Source organism: Marinomonas sp. S3726 (assembly GCF_000967665.1).
Classification (GTDB): domain Bacteria; phylum Pseudomonadota; class Gammaproteobacteria; order Pseudomonadales; family Marinomonadaceae; genus Marinomonas.
The window spans coordinates 89790-113400 of record NZ_JXYC01000013.1 but is presented as its reverse complement, the minus strand read 5'-3'; the positions used below and the strand labels follow the sequence as shown (position 1 = coordinate 113400).

20 protein-coding genes are annotated in these 23611 nt (G+C 41.0%); 11 read left to right on the top strand and 9 right to left on the bottom strand.

The features are described from left to right. Positions 1 to 67: 67 nt before the first annotated feature. The 3 genes from TW85_RS12945 to TW85_RS12935 all read right to left on the bottom strand — a co-directional run bounded on the left by TW85_RS12945 (position 68) and on the right by TW85_RS12935 (position 4190). A complete protein-coding gene (locus tag TW85_RS12945) occupies positions 68 to 1195 on the bottom strand; it encodes a homogentisate 1,2-dioxygenase (protein WP_046017547.1) in 1128 nt (375 codons plus the stop codon). Continuing rightward, complete coding sequence (hppD, locus tag TW85_RS12940) at positions 1188 to 2279, bottom strand: 4-hydroxyphenylpyruvate dioxygenase (protein ID WP_046017546.1); 1092 nt, start codon at positions 2277 to 2279, stop codon at positions 1188 to 1190. The genes TW85_RS12945 and hppD overlap by 8 nt, the downstream gene beginning before the upstream one ends. A gap of 366 nt (positions 2280 to 2645) precedes the next feature. Further along, the gene (locus tag TW85_RS12935; RefSeq protein ID WP_046017545.1) at positions 2646 to 4190 is read right to left on the bottom strand and encodes a sigma 54-interacting transcriptional regulator; all 1545 of its coding nucleotides are present in this window, start codon (positions 4188 to 4190) and stop codon (positions 2646 to 2648) included. A 301-nt stretch (positions 4191 to 4491) separates the two neighbouring features. Between TW85_RS12935 and TW85_RS12930 the strand changes: the two genes are divergently transcribed. Beyond that, complete coding sequence (locus tag TW85_RS12930; RefSeq protein WP_052702151.1) at positions 4492 to 6093, top strand: methyl-accepting chemotaxis protein; 1602 nt, start codon at positions 4492 to 4494, stop codon at positions 6091 to 6093. A gap of 66 nt (positions 6094 to 6159) precedes the next feature. Here TW85_RS12930 and TW85_RS12925 read toward each other — a convergent pair whose 3' ends face one another. Continuing rightward, the gene (locus TW85_RS12925; RefSeq protein WP_046017544.1) at positions 6160 to 6954 is read right to left on the bottom strand and encodes a crotonase/enoyl-CoA hydratase family protein; all 795 of its coding nucleotides are present in this window, start codon (positions 6952 to 6954) and stop codon (positions 6160 to 6162) included. Positions 6955 to 7572: 618 nt separating this feature from the next. Here TW85_RS12925 and TW85_RS12920 point away from each other — a divergent pair. Continuing rightward, a complete protein-coding gene (locus TW85_RS12920) occupies positions 7573 to 8343 on the top strand; it encodes a siderophore-interacting protein (protein ID WP_046017543.1) in 771 nt (256 codons plus the stop codon). A gap of 107 nt (positions 8344 to 8450) precedes the next feature. Here TW85_RS12920 and TW85_RS12915 read toward each other — a convergent pair whose 3' ends face one another. The 3 genes from TW85_RS12915 to TW85_RS12905 all read right to left on the bottom strand — a co-directional run bounded on the left by TW85_RS12915 (position 8451) and on the right by TW85_RS12905 (position 12199). Further along, the gene (locus TW85_RS12915) at positions 8451 to 9374 is read right to left on the bottom strand and encodes a DUF2608 domain-containing protein (RefSeq protein ID WP_046017542.1); all 924 of its coding nucleotides are present in this window, start codon (positions 9372 to 9374) and stop codon (positions 8451 to 8453) included. A 93-nt stretch (positions 9375 to 9467) separates the two neighbouring features. Continuing rightward, positions 9468 to 11204: a GMC oxidoreductase gene (locus tag TW85_RS12910; protein ID WP_046017541.1), complete on the bottom strand. Its 1737-nt coding sequence runs from the start codon at positions 11202 to 11204 to the stop codon at positions 9468 to 9470. A gap of 302 nt (positions 11205 to 11506) precedes the next feature. After that, on the bottom strand, positions 11507 to 12199 hold the full coding sequence (locus tag TW85_RS12905) for an SDR family oxidoreductase (RefSeq protein WP_046017540.1): 693 nt from the start codon (positions 12197 to 12199) through the stop codon (positions 11507 to 11509). A 290-nt stretch (positions 12200 to 12489) separates the two neighbouring features. Between TW85_RS12905 and TW85_RS12900 the strand changes: the two genes are divergently transcribed. From TW85_RS12900 to TW85_RS12865, 8 genes are all read left to right on the top strand, one after another. Continuing rightward, a complete protein-coding gene (locus TW85_RS12900) occupies positions 12490 to 14499 on the top strand; it encodes a DUF294 nucleotidyltransferase-like domain-containing protein (protein ID WP_046017539.1) in 2010 nt (669 codons plus the stop codon). After that, positions 14499 to 15185, top strand: coding sequence for a 3'-5' exonuclease (locus tag TW85_RS12895; protein ID WP_046017538.1), 687 nt, complete (start codon positions 14499 to 14501; stop codon positions 15183 to 15185). The genes TW85_RS12900 and TW85_RS12895 overlap by 1 nt, the downstream gene beginning before the upstream one ends. A gap of 148 nt (positions 15186 to 15333) precedes the next feature. Continuing rightward, positions 15334 to 16068, top strand: a complete 735-nt coding sequence (locus tag TW85_RS12890; protein WP_046017537.1) for a transporter substrate-binding domain-containing protein — start codon at positions 15334 to 15336, stop codon at positions 16066 to 16068. Between the two features lie 106 nt (positions 16069 to 16174). Further along, on the top strand, positions 16175 to 16648 hold the full coding sequence (locus TW85_RS12885; protein WP_046017536.1) for an isoprenylcysteine carboxylmethyltransferase family protein: 474 nt from the start codon (positions 16175 to 16177) through the stop codon (positions 16646 to 16648). A gap of 4 nt (positions 16649 to 16652) precedes the next feature. Further along, the gene (locus tag TW85_RS12880; protein ID WP_046017535.1) at positions 16653 to 17057 is read left to right on the top strand and encodes a hypothetical protein; all 405 of its coding nucleotides are present in this window, start codon (positions 16653 to 16655) and stop codon (positions 17055 to 17057) included. 219 nt (positions 17058 to 17276) lie between these two features. Further along, positions 17277 to 17513 (top strand): hypothetical protein, encoded by a 237-nt coding sequence (locus tag TW85_RS12875; protein WP_046017534.1) that lies wholly within the window; start codon positions 17277 to 17279, stop codon positions 17511 to 17513. 248 nt (positions 17514 to 17761) lie between these two features. After that, the gene (locus TW85_RS12870; RefSeq protein WP_046017533.1) at positions 17762 to 19126 is read left to right on the top strand and encodes a dicarboxylate/amino acid:cation symporter; all 1365 of its coding nucleotides are present in this window, start codon (positions 17762 to 17764) and stop codon (positions 19124 to 19126) included. A gap of 102 nt (positions 19127 to 19228) precedes the next feature. Beyond that, complete coding sequence (locus tag TW85_RS12865) at positions 19229 to 19585, top strand: VOC family protein (RefSeq protein WP_046017532.1); 357 nt, start codon at positions 19229 to 19231, stop codon at positions 19583 to 19585. 138 nt (positions 19586 to 19723) lie between these two features. Here the strand turns inward: TW85_RS12865 and fdhA are convergent, their stop codons facing one another. Both fdhA and TW85_RS12855 read right to left on the bottom strand, forming a co-directional pair. Continuing rightward, positions 19724 to 20920: a formaldehyde dehydrogenase, glutathione-independent gene (gene fdhA, locus TW85_RS12860; RefSeq protein WP_046017531.1), complete on the bottom strand. Its 1197-nt coding sequence runs from the start codon at positions 20918 to 20920 to the stop codon at positions 19724 to 19726. A gap of 182 nt (positions 20921 to 21102) precedes the next feature. Continuing rightward, complete coding sequence (locus tag TW85_RS12855; RefSeq protein WP_046017530.1) at positions 21103 to 22020, bottom strand: EamA family transporter; 918 nt, start codon at positions 22018 to 22020, stop codon at positions 21103 to 21105. 161 nt (positions 22021 to 22181) lie between these two features. Here TW85_RS12855 and TW85_RS12850 point away from each other — a divergent pair, with 161 nt between their 5' ends. Beyond that, positions 22182 to 23606, top strand: coding sequence for a PLP-dependent aminotransferase family protein (locus tag TW85_RS12850; RefSeq protein WP_046017529.1), 1425 nt, complete (start codon positions 22182 to 22184; stop codon positions 23604 to 23606). Positions 23607 to 23611 lie beyond the last annotated feature (5 nt).

Genomic DNA, 23611 nt, shown 5'->3' with positions numbered 1-23611 from the left:
TCTAGACCAAAGATTTTGCCTAGATCATCTTCTCTCAATAGGGTTGTTTATAGTTGGTCGTTTTTGATTATTTTTCTTGCCAGCTATAAACATAATTAGGGTTTTCTACTTGATGAGCTATCTCACCAATTTCTAGAGAATCCCTTGTATCTATCATGACTGCGACTTCATCAGTAAATTTCTTCTTATGCTCAAGGCCTGCTTTAAATGCCTTGGGATGAGGGCCATGGGTAAAGCCTGCAGGATGAAATGTCATCATGCCTGCATCGATATTGTCACGGCTGAAGAAATCTCCCGCATGGTAGAAAAGCACTTCATCATAATCATCATTGTTATGATAAAAAGGTACTTTCAATGCACCTGGGTCACTTTCAATAGGGCGAGGTGCAAAGGTACAAATAACAAAGCGTTCAGCCACAAAAGTCGTATGGGCAGAGGGGGGTAAGTGATACCTATGACTCATTAATGGACGAATTTCACGCCAGTTAATGGCTAATACACTTAAATCACCATGCCAGCCTTGGGCATCTAGTGGATTAAAAGGATAGGTAACCATTGAAACCTGATTGTGTCGTTTGATCTCAACCTGCCAAGTATTCTCATCTTGCTGATCTAAAAAGGCTTGGTTGATCGCAGGAATACGTAGGGCTGCAGGATCAAAAATAGCATGGTTACCTACTAGACCTTTTTCAGGTAGTTGATAGCTATCATTAGTCGCTTCAATCATTAAGATATGTGCTGCTTCTTCTAGCTCTAAACGCCATTTAGTTGAGCGTGGGATGACAATGTAATCCCCTTCGCTGAAAGTGAGGTGGCCATAATCACTCCAGATAATGCCTTGTCCTTGGTGAATAAATAGCAACTCATCACCGTCGGCATTACTGACTAAATAATCCATGCTAGACGCAAGTTGCCACATACGTATTTTACAGTGGGCATTACTAAGCACAGGCTTTTGCTGCCAAGGGTTAGCACTGGTGAGATCCAACTTATTTAGATCAAATGCTCTGGGCTTTAGTGGCCCGGTCCACTCACTCCAACCTGTTGGCGCATGTTTATGATGGAATTGAGTGGCAGGGCCAAAAAAGCCACTGCGACCCGCTTCTCTCTCATAAATCGCCTCTTCTGGGAAGTCCGCATGGGCCTGATTTGAAGTAATACCTTCCTTGTGGGGAAAGCTCGCAGGTTTACGCATCGTTTAATACCCCGCGGCGAATTTGGTCTTCTTCGATACTTTCAAACAAGGCCTTAAAGTTACCCTCGCCAAAGCCTTCGTTACCTTTACGTTGAATGATTTCAAAGAAGACAGGGCCAATTACAGTATCAGTAAAGATCTGCAGCAAGGTACCATCTTTAAGTGGTGCTCCATCGATCAAAATATTTAAATCTTGTAGGTCTGCAAGGTTTTCACCATGTCCTACCACTCTGTCATTTACTTTTGCGTAGTAAGTATCTGGTGTGCTCATGAACTTAAGGCCACCTGCTTTAAGCTGACGAACTGTTTCATAGATATCAGAGCTAGACATGGCGATGTGTTGAATGCCTTCGCCATTGTACTGGTTTAGGAACTCTTCAATTTGAGATTTATCGTCTGAAGACTCATTGATAGGGATACGGATTTTACCGCAAGGGCTAGTCATAGCGCGGCTAACTAGTCCTGTTAGTTTGCCTTCAATATCAAAGTAACGAATTTCGCGGAAGTTACCAATATTTTCATAGAAGCCTGCCCAGTGGTCCATATTGCCACGCATGACGTTATGAGTAAGGTGGTCTACTTCATACAAGCCAGCTTGGTGAGATAGCATTTTTTCTTGATAGTCATCGTAGAAGTTGAAGTCCACGTCATAAATGCTCTTATCACCGTAGCGATCGATAAAGTACAGAGTACTTTCGCCAATGCCATATACAGCGGGTAGTTTTAGCTCCATTGCACCTAGGTTGCCGCTAAACTCTTTTGCGCCATTAGCAAGAGCGTGTTGCATGGCTACTGTTGCATCTTTCACTCTAAATGCCATGCCACAAACACTTGGTCCATGGATACGAGCAAAAGCTTCTGACTGAGAATTTGGTTCAGAGTTAACGATAAAGTTGATATCGTTTTGACGATATAACCAAACTTCTTTGGATCTATGTTTGGCCACTTCAGTGAAACCAAGGGAAACAAATAGGGCTTTAAGGTCAGCAATGCCTTTTTCATCTGCTGCTGTGTACTCAACAAATTCAAATCCATCTGTGCCTAGTGGGTTGATGCTGTAATCAATTTTTAAAGCCGTGTTCATGTCTATCTCCTGCAATATTTTGTTTTTGTTTTTTGTAGTTGTTTTTAAATAAACCGAATTTATGAGTAAAAAAAAAGTAATGGCTAGGAGGTGGATACGGGGTGAAAAATTACTTACTTGTAAGCTTGGCTTTACGCTTGGTTGAATTTTAATCAAGTTACTTTAAAAGGTGAGTGAAGAGTGAATAAAAACTAAGATGAAAACTGAGTTTGAATCAGGAAATTTGAGCTGAGTCAGTTTATTAAAGGCGTTAATATAACTGTAAGCTTAAGTTTACAAATGCTGTAAATTAGAAATTACACACCTAAATGTTGACCTATTTAAGGTGTGCCTCTTTTTGATATCAGGTATTAAGCTGGGAGATGTTTAAGAAAGCTTGCCTTTAGTAATGCCATGCTCTTTTAGTTTATTTGCGATGGCAGTATGGCTAAGGCCTAATTTCTTAGCGAGCAAGCGTGAACTGGGGTAACTAGGGTATAAACTTTTTAATAGTTGGCTTTCAAACTGTTTCATAGCTTGTTCTAGGCTACCTTCGAATTCAGCTAGTTCTAAAGCCTGCATTTGAGTTGCTTGCTGATATTGAGGTAAGGCAAGATCTTCAAGCTCAATCTGTTCATGATCTAGCATACTAATAGCACGCAACAGGGTGTTTTTAAGTTGGCGTACATTACCTGGCCAAGGGTAAGCTAAGATTGCTGATTCACATTCTTTAGTTAGTGTTAATAGGGGCTTTCCTTGTTCAGAACAAATAGATTCAATGAAATGTCTGGCCAGTGATAAAATCTCATTGTCACGTTCTCTTAATGGCGGAATGGTTACGCTTAGTACATTAAGGCGGTAATATAAGTCCTCTCTAAACTCGCCACTTTCTACTTTTTTGAAGAGATCATGTTGAGTGGCGCAAATGATACGTACATCCACTTCAATTTCTTTTTCATCTGCGATGCGACGAAACTTACCTTGCTCTAAAAAACGTAGCAGTTTGACTTGCAGAACCGCTGACATATCACCGACTTCATCTAAGAATAGAGTGCCTTTATCCGCAAGTTGTAGCAGACCTTTTTTACCCTCGCTATCTTCATTCGAAAAAGCAAAAGGGGCATGACCAAAGAGCTCATTTTCAGCCACATTATCTGGCAGGGTAGCGCAGCTTAATACTAAAAAAGCTTGATCTTTTCTTGGGCCTTGTTTGTGGCTCATATTCGCTAGAAGGTCTTTACCTGTCCCTGTTTCCCCACTGATTAATAACTGTGCTTCTGACTGTGTGGCCACATCAATTACTTTCAGTAACTTACGCATTCTAAGGCTGTTAACTAGAAAGTTATCTTCTGAAATAGGCGTCGAATGTGAGTGACTGAGAAGGTTAGTTAATTGCTTGGGATGGTATAAACGTACTAGGTAATGGCTATCCAAATGACTTTTATTAATGAGTCTTACGTCAGCTAAAAAAGCACTTTGTTTAATTTGAATATTTTCAAAATGTGGTTGATTTACCTGATGAGGGAGGGCTTTCAATGTAAGGTGATCTTGGCAATTAATAATCTGCTTATTCTTTTCTGTATGCCAATTAAATAACGCATTAGCAGCCTGATTACCCATGACTAATTTAAAGTTTAGATCCATGCTAAAAACTGGCTCAGTGAGCTGATCCATAATGTTTTGTAACTCGTTTAAACTATGGCTCATAGGCAAATAAGATGTGGTTTTGACATCCTTCACACCCTCTACTTTACGTATTTCTGCCATGACTAGCTGCAGGCTAGGCAGCTCAACCTGCATGGTGCTTAAAAAGAAACCATCGTCTTGGTGGTTAATTTCTATACCTGTCAGATCTATTTCATGGTGAGCTAAAACGTCTAGCACATCCTGTGCAATCCCTATTCTATCCGTACAGGATATGGCTAGTTGCATTCTGTCTTCCTTATTATTTTTGCAGCTATCTCATTAGATAAATGATGATGAATATTTAGTTAATTTTACACTTGTGAGGTGACGTGTGAATAAAAAAGTGTAAATACAAATATTTGAGAAATGTCATAGCCTTAATAAAACCTTAAGGTTTGGGTAATAGATTTTACAAATACTAAAGGAGACAAAAGTGAATGACTTTACATTTCTTAAGTGAAGTTTACACAAGCTTAGCTTAACGGATGTAAAAACTTTGTCTAACATGAATAAAATTTCTAAAAACATTTTCTGAGTAGGTTTAGGTATGACAATTAATCGGTTGATTAGTATTGTGATCATAGTCGTCTTGATTTCGTTAGTGGCATTATTCTCCATTACCGAAAAAGGGTTAGAACGAAATGAAAATGTGATGAGGCAGCAAGCCCTCACTTCTGAGTCTGTTGGAAGAATAAAAGACGCTCGCTATTATGTTGTACAAGTTCAGCAGTTTCTGACCGACATTGGCGCAACGCGAAGTGATGAAGCCCTAGCAGAAGCGGATGAGAGTAAAGCGGGTGCTATTGAAAGCTTTGACGCATTAGAGCAAATGTGGCCAGAGCGTGCTCAAGAAATTCAAGCCTTGAAAAGCCAGCTTGATATTATGTATGCAGCCGGTGTGAAAATGGCTTATACCTACATCGAAGAGGGTACCGAAGCGGGTAATGCCTTAATGAAAGGGGCTGGTGGCTTTGATGATAAGTCTGCTCAGTTAGCTGATTCATTAGATGCTATTGCATCAGAGCTGGTAACAGCTTTAGTGGAAGGGGATCAAGAAGTTATCGCTGTAAATGAAAGTACTCACTCTCTTGCGCTTATGAGCAGCTTAATTTGTGGCGTGGTAATTGTAGGCTCTATTCTCTTCTTACGCCGTCGAATTTTGCCTGCTCTACATGAACTTGATCAGTCTTTAAGTAATATTGCTGATGGCGCTAAAGATTTAACTTTGCGTTTATCTGAAGAGGGTAAAGATGAGTTATCGGACATTTCACGTAGTTTTAACCGCTTTATTTCAGGTATTCATAATCTCATCATAGAGACAAATGACAAAGCAATTCAGCTCTCTAGTGAAGGTAAGCAGATGACCTATGCTTCTATCGAAACCAGTAAAGGCATGGAGCAACTGCAATCACAAACCGACAATATCACTCAAGCAATTTCTGAAATGCAGTCTACGGTAAAAGATGTCGCTAATCATGCTGAAAGCGCAGCCCTTGCTGCTAAACAATCTGATGATGATGCTAAGCAAGTTGAGCAAGTAGTAAACGAAAGTAAGATGTCGATTAATAGCTTGGCAAAAGGGGTGAGTGAAGCTTCTGATGCTTTAGTCTCTCTTGAGCAAAATACTGAGAATGTTGGCAGTATTCTAGATGTAATTCGAGGCATTGCAGAGCAAACTAACTTACTAGCGCTTAATGCTGCGATTGAAGCGGCACGTGCTGGTGAGCAAGGTCGAGGTTTTGCCGTTGTGGCCGATGAGGTGAGAACCTTGGCCGGTAGAACACAAGAGTCGACAGAACAGATCCAAAATATGATTACTGAGTTGCAAAAAGGGTCGAATGCAGCTGTTAGTGTGATGGCGCAAAGTCGTGAACAAGCGGATGCGAGTGTGGCACATGCTGAACAAGCCAGTGAAGCACTTTCACGTATTGCTAGCTCTATTAGTAATATTTCGAATATGGCAACTCAGATTGCCTCTTCAATGGATCAGCAAGCAGAAGTGAGTGACGATATTACTTCGAGTATCAGCAATATTTCTGATGCCGCGCAAAGCACCAGTAGTAATGCAGAGCAATCTCATTTAGCCAGTAAACAAGTGTTAGGTCATGCTCAAACTCTAACGAAAACAATGGGTGACTTTAAAGTTTAATCAAACCTTATAGAGCGAAAAAGGACCGCCTAACAAGTGGTCCTTTTTTATTGTTTAATTTAAGGGTTATTTATTGTCTTCAAAGTTAGCTTGGCGTTTAGCAAAGTTAGCTTGAACCGCTTCCATTTGGTTTTTACTGCCAATAATCGTCCTTTGTATCTTTTCTTCTAGGGCAAGCGTGGCTTGTCTTTCCTGCTGCCATGCTTGATTGAGTAAGGTTTTAGCGCCTTGCACTGCATCTGGGTTTTTATTCACGATTTGCTGGGCAAGTTCAGTTGCAGCTGTAATCGGATCTTCATCTAAACGAGTCACTAAACCATAAGCTAGACCCTCTTCAGCGTTAAACTTTTTACCTGTAAAGGTCAGTTCTTTAATCACATCTTGGCGCGCAAAATGAGGGACAGTAGCTGTAAGAGACATATCAGGAATCAGCCCCCATTTAATTTCCATGATGGACATCAAGGTGTCTTTTTGCGCGATACGTATATCTGCTGCCATGGCGATTTGTAGTCCTGCACCGTAAACATGTCCCTGTAATGCTGCGATAACCGGGATGTTTAAGTCATGCCAATCAAGGGCACAACGTTGGGCCAAGTTTGCGTCATAACCTTCTTCTGTTGTCAGCAATTTAGGGATATTATCAGGTTGCGCCATAATGCTAGGAATATCTAACCCAGAGCAAAAAGAGGGGCCATTACCTGCTATCACAACCGCTCTGATATTTTTTTGCTGTTTAATTTTTGCTGCTGCTTCGATTAATCCATAAATCATATTCATATCGACAGCATTAAGCTTATCAGCTCGGTTTAATCTAACTTGAGCGATATGGCTAGTAATTTCTATTGTTATACGATCTGACATAAGTTTCCCTTTTAGTGTCTTTGATGCTTTCACTGAATTTGCTTTCACTGAATTTGCTTTAACTTATTTCGGAGCTAAGGAACCTACGATTAAATCACCCCTTCTCAGTCTTTTTCTGAAAGACCCGAAGGGCGTGGTCTAAAAGCCCTATCTTTAAGTTGAGGGCCTTATCAATAGAATAACTATTAAGTTACGCCCCTCGCCATTAACCTAGGCACTTTTATCCACACGCTGAGGCGGGGGGACTTATTCGCAGGTTCCCTAAATAAAGTAAAGAATTTTAAGATAACAAAAGCATGAAGTTTTGTAGTAAAGAACAGCTATTTTTATCTTAATAAAATAACCATGAAGTAATAAGTCATGTTTTTCTATGTTCAACATCATGTATAAGAGATATCTGTTAGTTGGGAATTTTAAAGAAAAATTGAGATTAAGCTTTTCTTATTTGATTCTTATTCTCATTTAGCGAAGTGTGTATACTAGTTGTAATCGGAAGACACAGTTATTTCTTATGTTGTGTTATTTTAGTTGCCAATGATGGCAGGTTCCCTAGAGAGATAAAGCGATAGCCTTTTGTCTTCTTTACTGATTTTTAAGCATTTTTACTTAGGAGATTTTATGTCTACGCGAACAACTCGTCTTTTGACCGTAAATGCAAAAACGCAACTTAGCCCTAATATGATTCGAATTCAGCTACAAGGTGAAGCCCTTAGTGATTTTCCTATGGGCGCTGAAGGCGGCTATGTAAAGTTGCTATTTCCACAGCCAATGGAAACGGGTGTTGAAAGTGATAATAAGCCGAGAATGCGTTCATACACTGTGCGTTATTTTGATGAAAAAGCCTTAACCTTAGACCTAGACTTTGTCGCCCACGGTGACAATGGACCTGCTTCTGCATGGGCATCATCTTGCTCACTTGGAGATCTAATTTCTTTGCTTGGTCCAGGTTTGGTGAAATTGCCAGACATGGATTCAGATTGGTTTTTCTTAGTTGGGGATATGACAGCCTTACCCGCTCTTAGTGTCATTGCTGAGCGTTTGCCTAAAGATGCTAAGGGTTATTTAGTTGTTGAGCTTTTATCTATAGAAGATAAACCTAATTTGGATTTGCCAGCAGGGGTAGAGCTTGTTTGTGTGGTTAACCCTGATCAGGAAAATATTAATACCTTATTAGTCGACAAGGTGCTTAGTTTGCCATGGCTTGAAGGTAAAGGTTTTGTTTGGAGTGCTTGTGAAATGAATTCAATGCGTCCATTAAGAGATTATTTCCTAAAAGAGAAGTCAGTACCTAAAAGCCAGATCTACATTAGTAGTTATTGGAAAATGGGGGTGAGTGATGAAGGTCATAAATTGGCAAAAAAGCAGGAAGCGGAGCAGCAGTCTTCTTAACCATCAGCAGAGCCTTCGGTCCGTTGAAGGCTCTTTTTCGCTGAGGGCTCTCGTTAGCTGAGGGCTCTCGTTAGTTGAAGGCTCTTTTTAAGCTAAGGGCTTTTAAATCACAGAATTGGCTTTTCCAATTCTGACTGTAAAACATCTTTAATGATGTTCCATTTGTCAGTCGCATTCTGCTGATGCTGGTTAGCATACTTACCATTTCTAAGTGCCGCTTTGTGCTTTTCTAAGGCCGTAAAATGCAAAGCCTTCACTTGGTAATTAGGGCTGTTTTTAAAGGCTTTATGAACGCTGATGACATTGGCTAGGGTGTCATCAATAAAGATAATTTGAGTGAGCTTAGTGGCACTCTGTTGCTGATTAAACTCATCTAACAGACACTTTAAGTTGATGCCTTTATCTTGCCCTGATAGATACATAGCCCCATTTCTATAGCTAATTGTATTCATGGTGCTGATATCGCAGGGAATGTAAGGGCTCGCCTTACTGCTCTTATTATCAAACAGTAATGAGTTCTGGCTGAGATGGGTCGCGAAGGTTCTATTTTTGCTTATTTGAAGTCTGGAAAACTGCTGTTCCGTGGCAGAAATATCAGTATTACCTCTGGCTGTTTCGACTAATAGCCTGACGCCAGACTTAGTCAATTTTTTGAGTACCTTAGGAACTTCTTGCTGACTATAAACCATAGTATTTAAGTTAAATAATAAGGTTGCAGTCACCAGCAAGTCTTCAAACTTATCAGCCACTCTTGGGTATAGGTTCTTTTTGATTTGATCTTGCTGCCAGCTAAACCAAGCTGGGCCGCCAAGGTACTGACAGTGTGCAGGGTCTGTGTTATCTGGGCATGGCATCATACTAATCGTATCGTCATCATCCATTACTAATAGCGTGTTGTAGGGCTTATCTATCTCTTTACTTAATTTAATCAAGTCATTAAACGAAGCAATGGCACCATGGCTAGATTCAGCACTAACTAACTGGCTGAAACAGACGGCTACCATTGCAAAGGTTAAGTAGATAAATTTCATGGCAAACTCCTTGAGCCAAAAAATGAGTAATATGAGTAATAAAAAAGCCAACGCTTTTGGTATAAAAAACGCTGGCTTTGTTGGACTAAATAGTTACTTTCTTACAAGGTTATCCGCAAGGTTTTGAGCCAGCGCTACCATTGTCATAGTTGGGTTCCAAGAGCCCCCTTGAGGCCATAAGCAACCCCCTGTGATATAGACATTATTTGTGCCTCTTAATTTGTAGTCCGTATCGACAGGTGCATCTTGGGTTTCACCAAGAAAGAGAGTGGAAGATTCATGTACTAAGGCATCTACACGACGTTCTTCAGTGCTTGGTTGAGTGCTCGCCCATTCACCAGAATCTGGGTCACCATGCCAGTATTCGACTTTGTCTTTACCTTGTGGTGAAAGGACATCTTCGAGAACACTAAAAGTTGCTTTGTCCATAGCATTCCAAGTTTCATAATCACTCTGATTTTCCACAACTTGTAAAAGCGAGTTAGTGGTAATGTTTTTATCTTGTTGATAATGCTTAAACCAGTTCTCTTTGTTGTCATAATCAAGTTCACCTAAAACCGCACAAACAAAGACAACATAATCTTCAGAACTTTCAAGCTGAGCCATAGAAGCGGTCGACACAACATCTGGCATATAACGCAGTGCTGTGCCAGCGTTCTTAACAGGGTCTTGGTTGCTGATAGAGGTTAACTGGATATGAAACTGCTGATCGTAATTGTTGCCAATACCCGCTACATAACAGGCTCCCATTTCCAGTGGATTATCTGAGCATAAGCCAAGATCTGCTTTAGGGACTCTGGCTGTAATTGCACTGATAAAATGCGCCGAAAAACGCTCACCAATATGGTTAAGTTCGGGGAAGGAGTTTTGTACTAGGGTTGTTGGCGGTAAGGTGCCCATCGCTAAGATGAGTTTAGCGCCATTTATCGGCATCACACCACGGGATGTTTGTAGCGCTGAGGCTGTGCCATCTTGGTTATAAATTCTTTCGACCACACATTGAGTGACAATGTCTAAGGTACTACCTTTGCCTTCTTTCGCGAGAGTTTGTTGTTGGCTGACAAGTTCTAATAAAGGCCCTGGGGTGGAGTATTTTTGAAAATCGATGTCATCGACTTCTTTGCCGTCGCAGGCAAGCGGTGCGGCTTGTGTACGATATACCCCAGGGATACTGCCTGTTTCATTGGCATTGTTGAGGAGTGTTTGTACCTTGTGCTGTAGTTCACCATAAACAGGGCGTTGCTGCCCGATTAACCGCGTTAAGATGGGGTCACGGTTTGCGTCGATTTGATCAGCATTTTGCACTCTTAATAGCTTCTCTGCACTGGCAAAGTATTCTTTTGCTGTGGCAATGGTTTTCTTCGGCCAACCCTTCATTTCGTCTGTGTTTGGTCTTGGACACCATGCACTCCATAGTGTTGAGCGACCGCCAACAAAGGGCACCATGCCGTGTTGCCAGCGTACTGGGCCACCACGACCTGTTGCGGTTTCTTGAGACAAGGTCCAAGGGAAAGTTTCTGATAATCCACCTAAAGTATTCACAAAGGGAAGGGGAAGGTTTTGAAAGTGCTCAGGTAAAAAGAAAGGGCCTCTTTCTATCATGAGAATGCGACAGTGAGGGTCATTTTCTAAAGCACGTTCTGCTGTTGCATAGGCGCAAAAGCCAGTACCTATAATAACTAAATCATATTGGCCATTTTCTCTGGCATTTTTCCACTGTCCCTCTGTAAGAAAGAAAACATGGTCCATGACATTTTGGCCTGTTGGTGATTGTGGGCCAGGGGTTGGATAACCATGATGAAGGTTTTCAGTCGAAGCGAAATTTCCCATAACAAAGTCCTTATGTATCAAAAAAATGAATTTATTGATTTGGGTGTTTTTTATTATTTTGTGGCGAAAGCTAGGAGGCTGAATCTGAGTGATATGACTTATACGCTTTCCTTAGCTTAAGCCAATCAAAAGCTAGCAGGTTTTTGAGGTTTCACCAGCAAGAAGGTTAGCTTAAGTATAAAATCCATTTTTTAAAGACGTATTGTGACAAGAAGGTGCTAAGGTAATCATCTCTGTATTACCTTAGCTCGGTTTATCTAGGGTTAGTTTGGATGGGCAGCTTAGAGGGGCAACTTAGAAGCTTACCAAGCTATTTCAGAACCGTCATAGTTATAGAAGTGGCCTGTTTTTATTTCTGATGTCATCACACTTTTTAAGCCTGTCACGCTCTCAGTGGTATCGATTAAGCCATTAGGGCCGCCCATTTCAGTTCTCACCCAGCCTGGATGTAGAGCAATGACTTGAATTCTTTGAGGTGAAAGGTCGATAGATAAGCTTTTAATGACTTGGTTAAGCGCTGTTTTTGAACTGCGATAAATATAAGCCGAACCACTTTGGTTATCACTGATACTACCCATCTTACTGCTTAGTACAGCAATTCTTTTGCCCTCACTTGCGGCAACATGAGGAGTAAAAGCCTGTATCAATTTTAATGGTGCTATGGTGTTGGTTTCGAAAACCTGACGCCAAGCCTCTATATCTAGGTTATCTAAGCTTGAACCTTTTGGTCCATAAATGCCTGCGTTATTAATGAGAAGGTCAAAGCTAACGTCTTTAAGTTCGTCCGCTAAATTGGTAACGGCTTGATAGTCAGTTACATCTAATGCATAAAGTTTTATGTCAGTGTTCTCTTGAGCCAAAGCAAATAGTTCAGTCGCCGTTGCTGGGTTACGGCAACAAGCACTGACTTTCCAATTGGATTGTGCAAATTGTTTAACCATTTCTAGACCAATACCGCGATTAGCCCCTGTGATAAATAGATGAGGTTTTGACATTAGGCTTCCTTGTAAAGAAGTGAGTTATAAAGTTTTTATCAGCTCATCTTTGGCAAAACAAGCGTGTCTTAAAGAAAACCTTATTTGTTGGATGATTGAGTGTTTTATATAGGATAGGTGATGCCAATAATCTTCTTTGAAAATAGCTTTTTATGAGATTTAACTTTATGAAAAATAAAGATAAATTATTTTAATCTTAATCCTTCTGAGCTTAGACTTTAGTCTTAAACTATTGATGTTTAAAAACCTTGGGCACATGCTTTATCTAAGCTTTGATAAAGGATGTACTCATGTCTGCCATAGACGTTCAAGAAGTTGTGAAGTTTTTACAAGGAACTGTGCCATTTGACTCTTTAGCCGAGCCTGATTTAAGGCGCTTAGTAGAAGCTCTAGAAGTAATTTACATAAGGCAAAAACAAAGCATGTCATTAGGCTCTCAGGCACCTAATGTCTTACCTCTTAACGATTTGCATATTATTCGACGAGGAGCCTTTGAGATCCAATGTAAAAAAGGGGGCTTGGTCGATAAGCTTGCCGACGGTGAATGTTTTGGTGTCTCTAGTGTTTTGGATAATAACCCAGAAGGCCTATATGTTGTTGCCCTTGAAGATAGCCTCGTCTTTCGACTTGATAAGGAGAGTTTTTTAGCGCTTACCAAAGCGAATACTGACTTTGCGTTATTTTTTGCCAATACCAGAGTCAAGCGCCTTAGCTTATTGTCAAAAAGTTTACAGCAAGATAATGGGAATCAAGCATCAATAGAATCGAGCCAGCATCAGCTTGAGAGTCACCAAACTTCTGGTCTTACTGAGTTTGTTCAGAGTGAATTAGCGGGTAATAAAGAGGACGACAGGCAAGCTCAAAATAGGGCGGATCCTGCTATGCAACTTTCTTTGCCAGTACATAAGATAATGTCTAGACAGCTAGTGAAAGCCGAGGCCGATACCAGTATCAGAATGGCTGCCTTACAGATGACTGGCGCTAGGGTTAGCTCCTTGTTAATTGTTGAAGGAGAAACTCTCATTGGTATTATTACCGATAGGGATTTACGTTCTAGAGTGCTAGCTAAAGGCGTATCTACCGATTTACCTGTTTCAAGTATTATGACTCGAAAACCCACCTATCTTGATGAGTCTAGTCTTTGTATTCACGCTCAACTTATTATGAGTGAACGCAATATTCATCATCTTCCCATTGTTGATGATGCTCTAAAGCCTGTTGGCATACTCACAGCGACGGATGTTCTAAAAAACCAGCAAACTAGCCCTCTATTAATGGTTTCTGAGATAAATCGCCAAAAGAGTGTGGCGGCATTAGCAGAGGTTTGTCAGCGCCTTCCTCGTCTTATTATCAACCTAGTGGCAGGAGACATTAACCCTGCGGACATGGGTGAAGTTCTAGCTAGCATTACGGATAACCTGACGAGACGCTTGATCGAACTTGCTGTGTCTGAATTAGGTGTGCCTCCCATGCAGTTTAATTTCTTAGTCTTTGGTTCTCAGGCGCGTAAAGAGCAATCTCTTGGTAGTGATCAAGATAATGGCATTATGCTAGAACGAGAAGGTGATGACAGAGAGATGGAATACTTTAAAGACCTGTCTGAATTTGTCTGTCAGGGGCTAAATGAATGTGGCATTCCACTGTGTCCTGGTAACATCATGTCGAGCAATCCTGATTGTCGTTTGACCAAGTCTCAATGGTTGAAAAAAATTGCTTATTGGGTACAAAGTAATTCTCCTCAAGCGCTGTTAAATGCCAGCATCTTTTTTGATATGCGTAGTATCTATGGGCCCGAAGAATCACTGCAAGAACTGACAGATTTGTTGCAAGAGAAGGCTGTGAAGAACAGCATCTTTATGGCGACATTAACCAAAAATGCGATTTCCTCTCGTCCGCCTTTAGGCTTCTTTCGTGACTTTGTATTGGAGCATTCCGGTGAGCATAAAAACAAGCTAGACCTTAAGCACCAAGGGCTAGCTCTAATTAATGACCTTGCTCGTTTATATAGCTTTGCCACGAGTAAATATCAGGTCTCAACGCTTAAGCGCTTAGATTGGATCGCCAAAGAAGGTTTATTGAGCCAAGACTATGTGAGCAACTTACAAGATGCTTGGGAGTATCTGTCTGGTTTAAGGCTAGAAGCTCAGCAAGTAAGCTGGCAAAAAACCGGAAGTGCCAGTGCATTTTTAGATCCATCATCTTTAAGTCCATTAGAAAGAAAACATTTAAAACTCACTTTTAAAACTATTTTGCAGGCACAGGACGTGGCGCAAAATAAGTTTGCTAAAGGGCTAGGCTAATGGCGAGCCTGTTAAAGCATTTACGCCAAACCAAGGAAGAATGGAAGCTTAGGTTTGAGCAAAGCCTAAGACCAAATAAAGCCTATAAAAAACCTTGGATAGAGCATGAGTATCTAGTATTGGATATGGAAACTACTGGGCTAGATGGGGATCAAGATAGAGCCATCAGCCTAGGTTGGGTGTTGATTAAAAATGGGGCAATAAAGCTCGCGAGTGCCCGCCATATTTTGCTTGATAATGGCCCAATTGATGAGAAAACAATCGCCATACATATGATTACCGATCAGGATATTGCCGAGCTCGGCCGTAATCCCAGCGTTGCTATGCGCTATCTAAGGCAGTTGTTATTAGATAAGGTCTTGGTCGTACATCATGCTCCTATAGAAAAAGCGTTTCTTGATACCCTTTGGCGAGCCCATAAGCTCAAACCTCTTACCTTAGTTATGTTAGATACATTGGCAATGGAAAGAGAAGTGCAAGAGCGAAAACAAGCTATGCTTTCTAATGATGCTTTTCGTTTAGGGGAGTGTCGTAAGCGATATGGACTACCTGATTATCAAGGTCATGATGCCCTTGGGGATGCCCAAGCGACAGCCGAACTCCTTTTAGCTCAGCTTCATCATGCTGGAGCAGACTGTAATCTTAAAGATCTAATACAAAAAGGAGGAAAACTAGTACGATTTTGATATCTTAAAGAGATTAGGTGTTAAAATGTTTCGCGATAATTCGTGCAAACACATTTAGCCGATTGCGCTAAGGAAAGGCCATTATTAAAAGCCTGCCGAATATTGGTTGGTTTAAGTAATTAGATTTGTTTATTCTTGAGGCCTTTTAGTGAAACTCTCTTCTTTATTGCTTTTCACCGCTTTCTTATCTCTTCCTTCTATGGCGCAAGCCAATTGTCTAAGTGCAGGTGTAATAGAGAATAAACCAATTGGTTATCTGGACTCCCAAGGTAATGCTACTGGTGTCCATTGGGATTTTCTTGAAGAAATTAGCCGAGAGTCCGGCCTTTGCATAGAAAAAGAACTTATGCCTTTTGCCAGAGTCTGGTTAGGTTTAGAAGTCGGACGACATGATCTTGTTGTGGGTTTCGCATCACCTAGCCGAGATGAAAAGGTAATCAAAGTTGGCCTAATAAGAGAACTTAAAACCATAGTGGTTGGCGCTAAGGGCATTAATGTTCGATATTATGAAGACCTTGTCGGCCTTGAAATAGGTAAAACACGTTCGACTAAATTAGATAATCGTTTTGATAAAGATGCCCAACTCAACATCAACGAACTGAATGATTATGAGCAAGCGGTAACCATGTTACTAGCAGGTAGAATAGATGCCTTAGCTGGTAGTTATAAAGCGATTAAATATCAGTTAGAGCAAAGTAACCAGTCTAACTATTTAGATCGCAATGGCTTCCATGTACTGGGTGTAAGGCAGCAGTGGTTGCATATGTCTAAGCAATCCGAATTCAAACCTGAGATTCCTAAACTCAAAGCTGCCGTTGAAAAGCTACAGGCCACAAGCACTCTTGCTAAGTTGGTGAAAAAACATTACGAAGCTAGTAACTAGAGTGCTAACAAACGGCGCAGTCTGAAAACAATTCATAATCTTGGCTCTTTTAAATTAGCTGGATTTCAGTCATCTTAGTATTTCAAATTTATGAAAAGGAGATTTCATGTCATTTCTTGAGTTAAAGCTACCGCCTGTTTTGCTTGTCTTGGCTTTTGCTTTGCTTATGTGGGGCGTTAGCCAATTAGGTGTTTTGTCTTTCTTACAGCTGGATTTGGTTTTTATCGTGCGACTTTCTATTCTGTTGTTTGGCATTATTGCTGGGAGCCTGATTGCTCTTCTGGGAGTGAAAGCTTTCAAAGAAGCTAGTACCACGGTTAATCCAATTAAGCCTGAATCAGCCTCTTCATTAGTGACTTCTGGTATCTATCAATATACCCGTAACCCTATGTATTTAGGTATGCTGCTTTGTGTGATTGCATGGAGTGGTTTTTTAGCCCATTTTGGTGCTTTGGCGCTTACGCCATTTTTTGTTTTATATATGTCACGTTTTCAAATTGAGCCAGAAGAACGAGCGCTTGAAACCTTGTTTGGTGATCAGGTGTTAGAGTATCGAACTCAAGTTAGGCGCTGGTGTTAAGCTTATGAATCTATGGAATTTATTACCAGACTTCCTATTGTTTTCTAGTGTTGTGCTATATCTGCCGCTACTGATTTTGCCTTGTTACCTGACTTGTTTAGTTATTTATTTTCGTCTTAACAAAAAGCATGAAAATGCTCGAAAAAAAGAATCTCTCCCTTTTTATACTTTTCTATTGCTTAGTCTAATTGCCAGTACTGTGATGTTAAAAAGTCTAGGGCCACAAATTGGCTTGGTGATTCCTCCTTTACTCTTATTGAGCAACCTTATTCTTCCTCTTGTTTTTCTCTTTCTAAGTTTAATAAAGACATCAGATCGCTCGGTTGCTCTATGGGGGTGGTCAAGTTTGGCTGGTGGTATCCATGCACTTAGTTGGAGTGTCTGGTTAATGGCGCTGGCTGGTAGCTAAATCAGTATGAAAACACCTAGAACAGTGTTTGAAATGTGTTTTATATAATGTGTAGTGATTATATAAACTGCTAATTGATAGATTTACATCAACTTAGACCACCTTCAATCAGAGTAAGTTTTCCCTCCATAGCTTAAATCACTCGCTAACTTATAATCTGGTAAATCTTTAATTTGATTACAGCTAAGAAGTGGCTAAAACGACAAAGGGATATTATGAATGAGTAATGATGAGCTGGCTAAATTATACGAAACACTCGCGATGAAGTATGAAGAAGAATTTGCTGTTGAATGTGGATTCGCACAAGCAACCAAAGAGCGTATGGCAATGTTAGATAAAATACGTCGAGGCTCTCTTTCTAAGAAAGATATTCGAATTATTGAGCCTATTTTTTCCTACGGCAATATTGATATTTCTGCTTATATTCAGCCTAAAAAACGCTTTATTTTTTTCTAATTATTCATCCTTCATTTTTAATTTCTGAAGTAGAGATAGAGCCTGTATCTCTACTTTTAGTTTCTTTTATTCACATTGTTTTCTTTTATTTAGAGTGAACCAAGCTTAGTTTTTTGCTCCGATATGGGAGATATGTAAACTTAGCTCTCCAAGGTTGATCTGTGCCTTGTTCTGCCCTTTAATTGCTTGAACATACTCGCTAAAAACTCAGAATAAGCCAGATTAATTATGGATGAGTTTTTACGAATATGACTTCTTTAGCCCCTTGGTACCAACCTTTTGATAATCAGCTTAAGCAAATTTCGATGTTGCTTAAAAGTCAGTTATGGATGCAAATTATTGTGGCACTTATTTTAGGTGTGACTTTAGGTTTAATGTTATCGCCAACAGGCGGTGGCTTGGTAGAAGCAGACACAGCGGCTGTCATTGCTCAGTGGGTAAAATTGCCGGGTACTGTTTTTCTCGCTTTGATTCAAATGGTGGTAGTACCACTTGTTCTGAGCTCAATCATGTTAGGCATAGCCACAGCGGGTGACCCTGAATATCTTAAAAAAATTGGTTTAAGAATTTTCCCCTATTTTGTGACCACAACTACTGTTGCCGTCATAATTGGCGCGAGCTTAGTATTATGGATTGAGCCTGGGCAATACATGCAGAGTCAAATGCAGAATCAGAAAATAAGTAGTGACATACTTGCTGATAAAGATGCAGTAGAGCCCATTGCTAGATTAGAGAGTTCCTCAGTGCCTGATAAAATTAGCGCTCTCATCCCCACGAATATGACAAAAGCGACTTTAGATAAAAGTATGCTTCAACTTGTGGTGTACGCCATGATAATGGGCGTTGCGCTGGTAGCCTTGCCACCGAAAAAATCCAAAGTACTGCTACAAGCTTTAGACAGTGTGCAAGCCATTGCTATGCAAGTAGTGAGTTGGGCCATGTTACTGGCACCTTTGGCGGTATTTGGACTTTTATGTGAAATTACCATACGCATAGGTGTAGATGCGTTATTAGGTATGTCTATCTATGTACTGACCGTGATTTTTGGACTGGTAGTTTTGTGGGTGTTTTACCTCATCATTATAAGGCTGGTGGCTTCAAGGTCAGTTTGGGGCTTTTCAAAGGGCGTTCGTTCGGTACAACTATTGGCTTTTTCTACATCAAGCTCCGCCGCTGTTATGCCTTTATCCCTTCAAACCTCAGAGCAAACTCTAGGTGTAAAGCCTTCAGTAGGGCAGTTTGTGATTCCTTTAGGGGCGACAATCAATATGGATGGTACTGCCTTGTACCAAACCATAGCCGCAATCTTTTTAGTTCAGGCTTTTGGCGTAGAGATCACAACCAGCGAGCTCTTATTGCTCATGTTAACCACGATAGGTGCGTCCATTGGTGCACCCAGTACTCCGGGTGTTGGTATCGTTATCCTAGCGACACTGCTATCAAGTGTTGGTGTGCCCGCTGCAGGTATTGGTTTGATACTCGGCGTAGATAGGATATTGGATATGTGTCGGACCACTTTAAATGTGACGGGCGACCTAACCGCTTGTTGTGTGATGGATAAGTGGTTGCCAGATACGGGTGAACGAAAAGAGAGAGATTATTGGAAAAGTTAGATTGAATGACTGCTGACATGAGGTGTCAGCAGGGGGTGGATATACTGACTTTCATACTTTGTAAATCAAGATTAATTCACTAACTCGTTAAGGCATTCAATAATGAAAATGGACTATTGCGTTCTTGGAACCAACAATATGGCAGCGGCAATCAACTTCTACGATTCACTGTTTGAGCAAACAGCGCTTAATCAGGTGTTAGCAACCGATAGAATGACTTTCTGGCAAGGTGCGGACTTTGCTTTTGCCATAGCTATTCCTTTTAATGAAGAACCCGCAACCAATGGTAATGGCACCATGATAGGTTTAAATGTAGGCTCGACTGAGGAGGTGATTAGGCTTTATGAAAAAGCGCTTGAACTTGGTGGTACCAGCGAAGGTGAGCCGGGTGATCGTGGGCCAAGGTTTTCAGCTTATGTGAGAGATTTAGACAAAAACAAAATCGTTTTTTCGGTATAAAGAGCTTTTACCTTGTAGCTAAAGAGTTAGTTATTAGATAGATGAAATCTTCAGCTAAAAGTAAAAAAGCCCAATGCTGGTAGGAAGCATTGGGCTTTTTTGTGTGCGTTTAACGCCTTATAGCTTTAGCTAAAAGAATTAAGACACCATTCTGTGTGGATCGATAACGAATTTCTTCGCCGCACCACCATCAAAGTCTGCATAACCTTTTGGCGCGTCATCTAGACCTATCATTTGTACGTTAACCGCTTTAGCAATATCAATCTTATCGAACAAGATAGCTTGCATAAGTTGTCTGTGGTAGCTCATTACTGGGCACTGGCCTGTGTGGAAAGAGTGAGATTTCGCCCAGCCTAAACCAAAGCGCATAGAAAGCGCACCAATACGTGCTGCTTCGTCTACCGCACCTGGATCATCCGTTACGTAAAGACCTGGGATACCAATTTGGCCACCGGCACGGGTTAATTCCATTGCTGAGTTAAGCACAGTCGCAGGCGCTTCTTTACCATGGTTACAACCACAGCCGTGGGCTTCAAAACCAACGCAGTCAACAAAAGCGTCTACTTCACGTTCGCCTGTGATTTGTTCTATCTTATCAGCCATTTCACCTTCTTGACGAAGGTCGATTGTCTCACAACCAAAGCTACGAGCTTGGTCTAGACGCTCTTGAATCATGTCACCCACAATGACACAAGCAGCACCTAGTAGCTGTGCAGAAGCCGCTGCAGCAAGACCAACAGGGCCAGCACCCGCGATATATACAATAGAGCCTGGGCCTACACCTGCGGTGACACAACCATGGTAACCTGTCGGTAGGATGTCAGAGAGTAGGGTGAGATCTTTGATCTTTTCGATGCCTTGATCACGATCTGGGAATTTAAGTAGGTTAAAGTCAGCATAAGGCACCATTACGTACTCAGCTTGACCGCCAACCCAGCCACCCATATCAACATAACCATAAGCAGCACCTGGGCGCGCTGGGTTTACGTTTAGACAGATGCCTGTTCGGCCTTCTTTACAATTGCGGCAACGACCACAAGCAATGTTAAAAGGAACGGAAACAAGGTCTCCGACATTTAGAAATTCTACATCACGACCACACTCGATGATTTCACCTGTGATCTCATGACCTAGTACTAGACCTTGTTCAGCTGTGGTTCTACCTCGAACCATGTGTTGGTCACTACCACAAATATTCGTGGTGACCACCTTTAGGATGACACCGTGCTGACATAGGCGTTTGTTCATTTCCAGTTTTGGAAAGTCAATGGTGTCGACCTGCACTACACCTGGACCTTGATAAACAACACCTCTGTTTGCATGAGCTAAAGACATAGCTTTCTCCTTATTATTAGACGCTACTCAGCAGCAAATTTTAGCTGCGGGCAATCAGTATGGTGCTAGTTTGATCTAGGGTCATCGCCTTGAGGCTGTACATGTCGTGATCAGTTAGATGGAGGTCGCTCTGCATTAGGATGGTCTTGGTTTATGCAGAGCTGCTCAGTTTTTAAGCTAAACTACTTATTTCCTATCTTTTCTAAAGCCGCTTTCTTTGCTGCTTTTTGGAATAAGGCTGGGTTTAAACTGACAGCTAATTGGCTGATAAAGAGACCAATTAAAATGAAAAAAGCAGCCAGTATTTGAGATAAAACTATGGCTTCTTGGTAAAACCAATAACCGCCTAAAATCGCAAAGACAGGCACTAATAAGGTCATAGGTGCGACACTAGAAAGCTCGTATTTGACTATCATTTTATTCCAAAACCAGTAGCCAAGTAGTGTGGTTGGGTAGGCCTGAAACAAGGCGGAAAAGATAGCTGAGCTATTGATGTCTAAATGTAAGTTAGTAATTACTTCATGTCCGTGACTTACAACGGCTAAAAGCAATAAAGGTAAGGGGGCAAAAAGCATGGCCCAGATATTAAAAGCAAAGATAGATTTTGTATTGGCCCGTTTTACGATTAGGCCATTAATACTCCAAAATAGGGATGCCGCTAATACCAGTATTAGGCCTTTCACTGTCACGCTACCACCTTGTTCTTGCATTATGATAAAGAGGCCAATTAAGGCAAGTGTTGCGCCAAATAGTTTGTTAAAGGTTAATTTTTCATTTAAGAAAAAGTAGCCAATCAGTAAGCCTGAAACAACACTCATATCCAATAATAAGGATGCCATGCCTGATGAGGTTCCCGCATCAATCGCTAAGGTTGTTAGCCCCCAAACACCTATGCCAAAGGTCAAGCCATAGCTGATGAGATAGCGCCACTTTACATCGGGCTTCTTGATAAAAAAGATGAGTGGAAAAACCGCAAAAGTGAAACGCATAGCGGTGAGTACTAGCGGGTCTATATTATTAACCCCAAGCTTGATCACACTGAAGTTGAATCCCCAAAGTGCCATGAGAGCGGTGAGTAAACAAAGGTCGAGTTTTTTCATGGTCTGTCTCCTAATCCTATAGTGAAAGCATTGGCATAAGTATGTCCTTAAAGTAAAAAAGAGTGCAGATTCAATTTTTAATAAAAAATAGAGTACAATTTGTGAGTGCTTGAGTATGAAAGCTTAAAAAACTTTGTGTGATGCAGTTTGGAGATACTGGTATGACCTTGTATGAAACCTTGGCAAATGAATATATCGATGCGATCAAGAGTCAGCGTTTGCCCTTTGGTAGTCGCCTGCCTGCTTTGAGAGTGTTGGCCAAGCAGCATAAGGTGAGCTTAACAACAGCGACTAAAACCTATGAGTATTTACAGCAACATGGTTGGATTTACCCAAGACCGCAGGCGGGTTATTTTGTTGCCAATAATCTAGAAGAAGAAAGTTTTCCACGTTTAACCTCGCTTCAAAATCAAGGACGTGATCCTAAGAACTACTCACCTGTTTTAGGTTATAACGCTGGCGCTGAGTTTTTTAATCCTTTAGGCACCTCTATGATTGCGCCAGAATTACAGCCTACAAAAGCGCTACAAAGATGTATTAAGCGAGTGGCCTCACGCAGCCAGCAAAGCTTATTTTCTTATCCTAACCCCCAAGGTGAAGTGGGTTTAAGGCAAGCCCTTAGCGAACATTTTCGAGTGGATCATTTTGCCTTTTCAGCTAAAGATTTAGTGATCACCAATGGTTGCATAGATTCAGTTCGTATTGCGATTGAAACCCTAACAAAAGAAGGGGACACCTTAGCGATTAGCTCACCTTGTTTTAGTGGGCTACTAGACTTGCTTGTTGCGCTTTCTCGTAAAATTATTGAGATACCCTGTACGGAAGAAGGTTTGGATTTAGACTTTTATGAAGCCTGTTTAAAACAAGGCAATATTAAAGCTAGCTTATTTAGTACCTCTCATATAAACCCAAGCGGTCGTACTTTATCGAATGAGCAAAAGCAGGCGTTAGCAAAACTCGCCCAAGACTATCAAACCCCCATGATAGAAGATGATGTTTATATTGAGTTATCCCATCAGGGTAAACCGCCTTTACCGACCAAATATTGGGATAAGGAAGGTTATGTTATCTGGTGTGGTTCTTTCTCTAAAACCTTAGCCGCTGGGCTTAGGTTAGGTTGGTGCTTACCTGGACGTTATTTGGATGCTTATATAAAACAACATTCTCAAACTCGTTTTGGCATAAACGGCTTGATGCAACTCAGTTTGGCTGAATTTATTCATTCAGGAGAGTATCGCAGCCATGTTAATCGTATTCGTACACAGCTAAACCAGCAGGTTTATGCTTATCGTAACTTCTTGATTGAAAACTTACCTTTGAATACTAAGATAAGTGTGCCTGATGGCGGACTTGTTCTCTGGCTTCAATTGCCAGACATAGATGCCAAAGCGTTGGAATTAGCAGCCAATGAAGAGGGTGTTGATATTCGAAGTGGTGCTTGTTTTAGCACTCATGATGCCTACGGTGATTGTATTCGTATCAATTGCGGTTGGCCTATTTTGAATGCTGACACCAGTGATGAGGATAAAAGCAGTGCTTATCAACAGTTATTACGCTTGTGTCAGTTAGTGAAGTCCTTTAAATAGCACTA

Excerpts from the sequence above, each read along its gene's own strand:
- TW85_RS12875 (WP_046017534.1), top strand. The coding sequence starts at position 17,277 with ATGAGTAATGATGAGCTGGCTAAATTATACGAAACACTCGCGATGAAG.
- hppD (WP_046017546.1), bottom strand. The coding sequence starts at position 2,279 with ATGAACACGGCTTTAAAAATTGATTACAGCATCAACCCACTAGGCACA.
- TW85_RS12900 (WP_046017539.1), top strand. The coding sequence starts at position 12,490 with ATGTCTGCCATAGACGTTCAAGAAGTTGTGAAGTTTTTACAAGGAACT.
- TW85_RS12880 (WP_046017535.1), top strand. The coding sequence starts at position 16,653 with ATGAATCTATGGAATTTATTACCAGACTTCCTATTGTTTTCTAGTGTT.
- TW85_RS12945 (WP_046017547.1), bottom strand. The coding sequence starts at position 1,195 with ATGCGTAAACCTGCGAGCTTTCCCCACAAGGAAGGTATTACTTCAAAT.
- TW85_RS12885 (WP_046017536.1), top strand. The coding sequence starts at position 16,175 with ATGTCATTTCTTGAGTTAAAGCTACCGCCTGTTTTGCTTGTCTTGGCT.
- TW85_RS12925 (WP_046017544.1), bottom strand. The coding sequence starts at position 6,954 with ATGTCAGATCGTATAACAATAGAAATTACTAGCCATATCGCTCAAGTT.
- fdhA (WP_046017531.1), bottom strand. The coding sequence starts at position 20,920 with ATGTCTTTAGCTCATGCAAACAGAGGTGTTGTTTATCAAGGTCCAGGT.
- TW85_RS12935 (WP_046017545.1), bottom strand. The coding sequence starts at position 4,190 with ATGCAACTAGCCATATCCTGTACGGATAGAATAGGGATTGCACAGGAT.
- TW85_RS12870 (WP_046017533.1), top strand. The coding sequence starts at position 17,762 with ATGACTTCTTTAGCCCCTTGGTACCAACCTTTTGATAATCAGCTTAAG.
- TW85_RS12915 (WP_046017542.1), bottom strand. The coding sequence starts at position 9,374 with ATGAAATTTATCTACTTAACCTTTGCAATGGTAGCCGTCTGTTTCAGC.
- TW85_RS12920 (WP_046017543.1), top strand. The coding sequence starts at position 7,573 with ATGTCTACGCGAACAACTCGTCTTTTGACCGTAAATGCAAAAACGCAA.
- TW85_RS12910 (WP_046017541.1), bottom strand. The coding sequence starts at position 11,204 with ATGGGAAATTTCGCTTCGACTGAAAACCTTCATCATGGTTATCCAACC.
- TW85_RS12865 (WP_046017532.1), top strand. The coding sequence starts at position 19,229 with ATGAAAATGGACTATTGCGTTCTTGGAACCAACAATATGGCAGCGGCA.
- TW85_RS12930 (WP_052702151.1), top strand. The coding sequence starts at position 4,492 with ATGACAATTAATCGGTTGATTAGTATTGTGATCATAGTCGTCTTGATT.
- TW85_RS12855 (WP_046017530.1), bottom strand. The coding sequence starts at position 22,020 with ATGAAAAAACTCGACCTTTGTTTACTCACCGCTCTCATGGCACTTTGG.
- TW85_RS12905 (WP_046017540.1), bottom strand. The coding sequence starts at position 12,199 with ATGTCAAAACCTCATCTATTTATCACAGGGGCTAATCGCGGTATTGGT.
- TW85_RS12850 (WP_046017529.1), top strand. The coding sequence starts at position 22,182 with ATGACCTTGTATGAAACCTTGGCAAATGAATATATCGATGCGATCAAG.
- TW85_RS12895 (WP_046017538.1), top strand. The coding sequence starts at position 14,499 with ATGGCGAGCCTGTTAAAGCATTTACGCCAAACCAAGGAAGAATGGAAG.